The sequence below is a fragment of the Fulvivirga sp. genome (assembly GCF_040220315.1).
In the GTDB taxonomy this organism is placed as follows: domain Bacteria; phylum Bacteroidota; class Bacteroidia; order Cytophagales; family Cyclobacteriaceae; genus Fulvivirga.
On record NZ_JAVJUY010000357.1, the window covers coordinates 1 to 5,535 of the forward strand.

Annotated in this window: 3 protein-coding genes; all 3 read right to left on the reverse strand. The window is 33.4% G+C overall.

Annotated features, from left to right (window positions below):
* Positions 1–1,087 (reverse strand): ABC transporter permease (locus RLO81_RS18195; RefSeq protein WP_350115091.1); only part of this gene is annotated, 1,087 nt, incomplete at its 3' end.
* 198 nt (positions 1,088–1,285) lie between these two features.
* Positions 1,286–3,715, reverse strand: a complete 2,430-nt coding sequence (locus tag RLO81_RS18200; protein WP_350115094.1) for an ABC transporter permease — start codon at positions 3,713–3,715, stop codon at positions 1,286–1,288.
* 530 nt (positions 3,716–4,245) lie between these two features.
* Positions 4,246–5,367, reverse strand: coding sequence for a serine hydrolase domain-containing protein (locus RLO81_RS18205; RefSeq protein ID WP_350115097.1), 1,122 nt, complete (start codon positions 5,365–5,367; stop codon positions 4,246–4,248).
* Positions 5,368–5,535 lie beyond the last annotated feature (168 nt).

Consider the following 5,535-nt stretch of genomic DNA (forward strand, 5'->3'; position numbering starts at 1 on the left):
CCATTGATAACAAAAAGGCTAAAGCAGAAATAATAATTGATTCCAACAGATAATGTATGATAATCTGAATTTTACTAGCCCCTAAAACCTTCCTAACGCCAACTTCCTTGGCTCTCCCGATTGCTGCTGCGGTTGTTAGATTAATAAAATTAATCCATCCAAGTATCAACACAAATACACCTATCAACAGAATTATATTCAACTTTTTAGCTGAGTTAGTCGGCTTAATCTCATTAGTTATACTTTTGTCAAGATGAATATTTTTAATAGGTTTTAGTGAAAAAACATATTCATAGCCTCTATCATCATCATTCAAACCAGCCATTTGAGTTGCATATTCAGACAATTGATTTTCAAGAGATTGAACATTTGCATCATTAGCTAATTCTAGATAATTAAGAAAGTCAAATCTTCTCCAAGCGTTCTCAAATCTCTCATGGCTTTGGTCATCAGTAATAATTGTTTTAAATGAAATAACCAATTCAAAATCCAAATGTGAGTCTCGCCTGTAATCTTCAAAAACACCTGAAATAATTAATTCATTAGAACGCCCATCATCATCTCTGAAGTCAATACTTTCTCCTAGAACTTCCTCTTTTGATCCAAAGTACTTTAATGCTATCGACTTTGATATTATTACCTGATTTGGTTTAGATAAATCACCATTCCCCTCTAAGAATTTTAGAGCAAACATCTTTGGGAAAGATGCCGTTGCAAAAAATAACTTCTTTTCTAAAAAGGTTTTATTTTCACTTCCTCCTACAGTTATCGAGTTATTATTTTTAGCTCCTACATTATAAATTTTTACATAATCCTTAACTTCGCTATAATTCTTTAATGAATACTCTCCTAGTGCCGCCAGACCTTCAGCACTTTCAATTATTATTTCATTTTGCCTAAGAAGTGTGTTTTCAACCCTGTAAACGTTATCAACATGGGGATTAAATAAATCATAGCTTCTTTCAAAATCCACATAATTGTATATCAATATGAAAGCAGTGAACCCAATTGAAAGTCCACATAAATTTAGTATTGTGTAAGCTTTTCGGTAGTTACATATCCTTATAATGTATTTTAATAATTTCATCACGCATCAGGTTTTAATTCACTAAGCAATGGTGAATTGGTAATCAAGATTTTCTCATGAAATTAAATATATGGCTATGACTTGAGCACTTGGTTTGCCTAGCTCTTTTAGAACTCAATAGATGGATGAAATAACCTTTGAATATTTGCTATATTTTTCTTTAAAGAGCAGAATCAAATTGCAATGCAAATTAAGTTATTATTCTGTTCGGATAGATTTAACGGGATTCACCAAAGCAGATTTAATCGATTGATAACCTGTAGCTAGCAATACCAGAATTATGGATGCAGCACCCGCAATTAGAAAAAATTCAAAGGTAATGGTAATATCATAAGGGTAATTGCTCAGCCAACTATTAAGCACAAAATAAGCAATGGGCCATGAAATAAGATTTGCAACAATGAGCAACTTAATAAAATCCTTAGTCATGATATATATTAAATTATTCAGTGATGCGCCTAGCACTTTTCTAATACCAATCTCTCTGGTTTTTTGAACAGCATAAAATGAAGATAGGCCAATTAAACCTATAATTGCTATGGTAATTGCCAAAACAGCAAAAACCAAAAAGATATTTCCAAACTTTGTTTCAGAATTATATAACTGCTTGTATTCGTCATCTAAAAATACACTAGATAACTTCTCGCTTGTTACATACCTATCCCATAAATTATCCATTCCTGCTATCACAGAATTAACATCTGCATTCTTCCTTAATCTTACAGAGATATTTGAAGGAAAAATCTGCTGGTTTTCTAAATTGTCCAGATCATAATTTTGCACTATTAATGGTCTTATTTTCTCGTGAAGAGAACTAAAATGAAAATCTTTTATAACACCTATTATTTCCATTTCTACACCGTTTGATTGTCTTATCCTTTGACCTATTGGATCCTCCCAGCCTACCTCTGCCACAGCTGTTTCATTAATCAATACCTTTAAAGAGTCATTCCTATTGATATCGAAATTGCGACCTTGAATAACCTCAAGACCAAATGTATTTACAAAGTCTTTATCAGATAGAATATTTCCCGATTGATGCCTTTCGGTTGATGGTCTGCCAATAGCTTCAAAAGTAGCTCCAATAACTTGTCGTCCAGGTATTTGAAAAGAAGATGAAACCAGCTCTATTCCAGAAATATTTACTAACTCATTTTTAAAAGATTGAAATGAAGTACCCAATTGATTGGCGTTATCAATTGTTAAAATTTGCTCTTTGTCATACCCCAGCCTTTTTCCAATTAAGAACTTAACCTGCTCAGTAACTACTAATGTTCCGATGATAAGAAATATAGAAATAGCAAACTGAGTAATTATCAGCATGTTCCTAAGTATATGGTTACTTTTACCCTTTGTCACTTGTCCTTTCAATATTTTTACTACATTAAAAGAAGACATAAATAGTGCCGGGTATGATCCTGAAATAATACTAATTACTGCAATGACAAATAAAAAGAGTGGCCCATAAATAAACCAGTTCAACTGACCCAGTAATAAATTTTTTCCTGCTAACTCATTAAACTCTGGTAATAGAAAAATGAAAATAACTATTCCAAGTACTCCAGCTATAGTACAGATTGCTGTTGATTCAAGAAAGAACTGAAGAAATAATTCTTTTTTTGTGGAACCCAGTGTTTTTCTAATCCCTACCTCCTTAGCTCTTTTAACAGATCGTGCTGTTGAAAGATTGGTGAAATTAATGGCTGCTATTGCCATAATAAACATTCCAATAATTGAAAAAAGGTAGACGTATTGAATATCTCCATTTGGTTGCATTTCGAATTGGAGATTACTGGTTAAATGAATATCATCAATTGGTTGGAAAAAGAATTTATGCAAATTTCCGGCAGCCTCGTACTCCTCAATGGTTTTACCCAAATACGCCTCAACTGGAGGGCCTATATACTTTATAACTATATTTTGAAATTGGTCCGTGAAATTGGTGTAACCTGTATCTTCTGAAAGTTGAACATAATTATAAGTATTATATGCTACCCAGACAGTAGAAGAGTTTTCATCGAATGGAAAAGAATTCCAACTCATTAAAAAATCAAACTCTAGGTGGGACCTATCATTATAATTATCTAATACAGCGCCTACTGTATATTCGATAGTATCATTCACAACAAGCTTTTTACCAAGCGCTGGTTCATGTCCAAAATATTTAAGAGCCATTTCATCAGTAAGAGCTAGCGTATATGGTTGGTCTAGCGCACTAATTTCACCTGCTATTATTGGCACTGATAAGAGTTCTAAAAAATTAGAATCTACGGCAAGAATCTCATCCTCAATAAATATTTTTTCATTCGTTTCATTTTCAATTCTAAAATCCTGAAGTTGAAATGCCCTTGAAGCCATCTCAACTTCAGGATATTCCAACTGCATTGTATAGCCAAGTGTCATAGGTGTGGCTGCATAGCTCCTTTGGCCATTCGGAAAATGCCGTTCTAGCGCTATTCGATAGATATTATCTTTATGATAATTATCATAGGACATCTCATCTGTTACAAACAATGCAATGAAATAAACACATGAAATGGCAGTACTTAAGCCAAAAAGATTTATTAAAGTAAAAAGCCGATCCTTTTTAAAGAATCTAATGGCGATATTAAAGATCGAACTATTCATAATTCAATTATGACACAATACTCTTTTATTAATTAGAACTATTTTATGTTTAGCTGAGGAATTACTTAAACGGTATGTGATTGGTATTCACCCCCGAGGATTCCGTCATTGGTACGAAAACATCTGTAAATAAAAACTGAATAAGAAGTTACAAATGATTTAATAAGTAACTACCATTTAGTCATTCCAACTACAAATTACATTTTCTTTTGTATTATGAATTATCACATACTGTAGGAAGCCTAGACTCATTGAAGGAAACCATCAGTTCGATCCCAAAATATATTTATAATCCAATACTTATTGCCATCAAACATAATCTGAATACTATTAACCCCTCTTTTAAATGGCTTTTCATCCTCAGGTTTAAACTTAGATTCATAAGTACTTAGAACATGAATAACACTTCCACTTTTTACCATCTCAAAACCAACCTGATATTCATAAAAATCAGGGGCCGGCTCATTAAAGCTCGTTGTGTAATGCTCTATAATTTACGCCATTAAAATCAAGCACACTGTACTATGTTATTAAAACTCTTCAAACTTGATTATTGCAGCTCTAATCTCCTGAATCAGCTCAGAACCCCTAGTGCCATTGGTAAGTATAGCATAACCATTTTTAGTATCTAAGTATCCTCGAATTGATGCTCTATAGGAGTCATTAGCACCACCATGTGAAAAGAATGCTCCATTTTCGGCATTGCCAATTCTTGGACCAAGGCCATAATCTCCCGGTGCTACTTTGGTCATCATGTCTATCACAATAGATTGATTTATAAAATCCTCACATCCATCGTAAGCTTCGAGTAAAGTAATTATCAGTTTCGATAAATCAGTGGGGGTCGTCCACCAACCTGATGCGGCCATTTCTGGCATTGATTGATAACCTCTGGGTAGGGCTACCGGGTTACCGCTCCTATTATGTGCCTTAGCTATATTCCCATATTCTTCGGGTATAGGGTTTAAATAAGTGCTTCGATCCATTTCCAATGGATCAAATAGCAACTCATCCATAGCTTCTGGAAAACTATTTCCTATTACTTCTTCTATTACTAACTGTAATACTTGTGTACCTCCCCCTGAATATCTGAATTCTGAACCGACAGGGATATTAACATAAATTCCATCATTTTTTGCTGGGTACGTACCATTGAGAATTTCTATAGTTGTTGGAAGTTCTTCAAACGGTAAAAAATCAGCAAAGCCATGAACCGTTAATCCTGCTGTATGCGATAATATTCTTCTTAAAGTGACTGGATTGTTTCTTGTATATTTATTTTCAGGAATTTTCCACTTAGAAAGGTACTCATTAACATCAATATCTAAATTCAATTTACCTTGCTCAACCAAACGTAGTATGGCAGTTGCTGTCCCGATTTTACTTACCGAGCCTACAGAAAATACTGTTTCAGAATCAATATTTTTATTTTTTCCTGATTGTACAATCCCATAACCTTTAGCCCAGACTATTTCAGCATTCTTTATTACCGCAATACTCACACCAGGCACGCCATAATAATCCATTCTTTCATACAAAGTATAATGTTCATTGCTCCCTTCTGGAGTTAACCTATTTTCAATATAGAACTGAGCCCAAGTATTATTAACCCAGACCATTAGGAGTATCAATAAACTAATTGTTTTTGTCATGTTATTTTAAATTGAACATAATTTGGAATAAGTCATATTTGAGACTGTAAAAAAATTATCACGTACCATAGAAACTCAGGACTCATTGAAGAAAACCATCAGTTCTGTCCCAGAATATATTTATAATCCAATACTTATTACCATCAAACATAATCTGAATACTATTAA

Coding starts and splice junctions, on each gene's coding strand:
- RLO81_RS18200 (WP_350115094.1), bottom strand. CDS start 3,715: ATGAATAGTTCGATCTTTAATATCGCCATTAGATTCTTTAAAAAGGAT.
- RLO81_RS18205 (WP_350115097.1), bottom strand. CDS start 5,367: ATGACAAAAACAATTAGTTTATTGATACTCCTAATGGTCTGGGTTAAT.